Below are 2,276 nucleotides of genomic sequence, written 5' to 3'. Positions count from 1 at the left end.
CTGATATCCGCACTATCATCTGCTGTTGCTTGGTAAATTACCTGACCAGCTCCACTGTTTTCATCAATGGGTGTTGCGGTATCGCCCGATGTAATAGTTGGGGCTACTTCATCGAGGTTGTTGATAGCTAAGTTAACTACTTGTTCAGTGACAGAATTAACACCGTCGCTGGCGGTAACGGTGAATTTATAGCTAGATTGCGTTTCAAAGTCAGGATTACCAATTAACTTAACTTTCCCTGTTGTGGAGTCAATGCTGAAAGATGTGGCATCATCCCCTGGTTTCAAACCGAAGGTTACCCCCTCACTGATATCCGCACTATCATCCGCTGTTACTTGATAAATTACCTGACCAGCTCCACTGTTTTCGTTAATTGCCTTTGCAATGTTCCCAGAAGTAATAATAGGAGCTACTTCATCGAGGTTGTTGATAGTTAAATTGACCAATTGCTCCGTAGCAGGATTAACGCCATCACTAGCAGTGACGGTGAATTTATAGCTAGATTGCGTTTCAAAATCTGGATTGCCAATTAACTTAACTTTCCCTGTTGTGGAGTCAATGCTGAAAGATGCGGCATCATCCCCTGGTTTCAAACCAAAGGTTACTCCCTCACTGATATCCGCACTATCATCTGCTGTTACTTGATAAATTACCTGACCAGCTCCACTGTTTTCATCAATGGGTGTTGCGGTATCGCTCGATGTGATGGTAGGAGCTACTTCATCGAGGTTGTTGATAGTTAAATTGACGACTTGTTCTGAAGTATTGTTAGCCGCATCTGTCGCAACTATAGTGAATTTATAATTGGATTGCGCTTCAAAATTCGGATTATCAGTTAACTTTACTGCTCCCGATGTGCTGTCAATGGTGAAGGCAGTAAAGTCATCAACTTCCTTGAGGCTATAGCTGGTTGAACCTGTGGTAATATCCCCTATGTCAGTGGACGTGACAGTATAAACTACTTGACCGGCTCCGCTGTTTTCATCAATAGGCGTTGCAATACCTCCTGATGTGATGGTAGGGGCTATTTCATCTAGATTGTTAACTGTAATGGTGAAATTCTCAGTAAAAACCAAAAGAGAGCCACCATTGTCATCTGTACTCTTGATGGTAATTTCATAACTTGGTTTAGTTTCGAAGTCTGGGCTAGGACCAATGAAAAATAATTCATTGCCATTACGAATTTCAAAATCTCCGGCATCTGATCCTTCAACGTTTAAAACATTATTGTTGCCACTAATATCAGGATCAGTAATGGTAACAGTCGCTATTTTTATCCCACCTGATGTATTGATATTTTCATCTATTTTATTATTAGAAATAGCGATATTTGTGGGCACTTCATTGACATCAACTACATTAATAGTTAAATCTTTAGTAAAAACTAAAGGAGAGCCACCATTATCATCGGTGCTTTTGACGGTAATTTCATAGCCTGGTTTAGTTTCAAAATCTGGACTGGCACCGACAAAGAATAATTGATTGCCGTTACGGATTTCAAAATCTTCAGCATCCGTTCCTTCAATGGTTAAAACATTATTGTTGCCCGTGGCATCGGGGTCAGTAATATCTAAAGTTCCAATCAGCAGACCAGAACCAACATCAATATTTTCTTCAATTTGATTATTGTCAAGAATTACATCCGTTGGTGCTTCATTAACGTTGATAATAGTTCCAATACCTTGTACATCATCAATGATCGCCCCAGTAATATTGGTGATATTGACAAAAAAGGTTTCTTCCGACGCCGCTAGATTGCCGCCTTCAATGTCAACTTCAAAAGTGTAAGTGGATTTCCCTTCAGCAATGGTTTGGCCAGTCAAGTTCGTTACTGTGTAGTCTTCTCCCGCCGTTGCTGTGTTATCGGCAGTGGCAATGTCGAAGGTCACGCCTCCAGACAGAGCAGGGGAGGAAAGGCTGACAATAAAAGTGGCTGTGCCAGCATCTTCATTAACCTGCACGTCATTAATGGAAAGGGATGGAACAATTTCTATCGTGCCGAAGATATTGTTATCGTCGTAAGTACTACCTTCGCTATCGCCACCATTATCAGGGGCAGTGTTGCCAGTGAAGGTGGGTAATATTCCCAAGCTAAGCACTGTGGGAGCAGTAATAACCCCGGCTTCATTCTTTAAGCCATCGGTAACGGCAAAAATTGCTCCCCCTAATCCTTGGCCATTATTGGCGCCAACTCCACCAGTAGCCATGTTGTCTTCAAATTTTGTGTTGTCCAGGGTGAGGGAGCCGGAACGGATAAAGATTGCCCCTCCCAGCCC

At 42.2% G+C, this 2,276-nt stretch carries 1 protein-coding gene; it reads right to left on the bottom strand.

Annotated features, from left to right (window positions below):
- Positions 1-2,276 (bottom strand): cadherin domain-containing protein (locus IQ219_RS19085; protein WP_194073660.1); only part of this gene is annotated, 2,276 nt, incomplete at both ends.

The sequence above is a fragment of the Synechocystis sp. LEGE 06083 genome (assembly GCF_015207725.1).
Lineage (GTDB): Bacteria > Cyanobacteriota > Cyanobacteriia > Cyanobacteriales > Microcystaceae > Synechocystis > Synechocystis salina.
The sequence above is the reverse complement of the archived record's forward strand: the minus strand, read 5'-3'. Positions and strand labels throughout refer to the sequence as shown.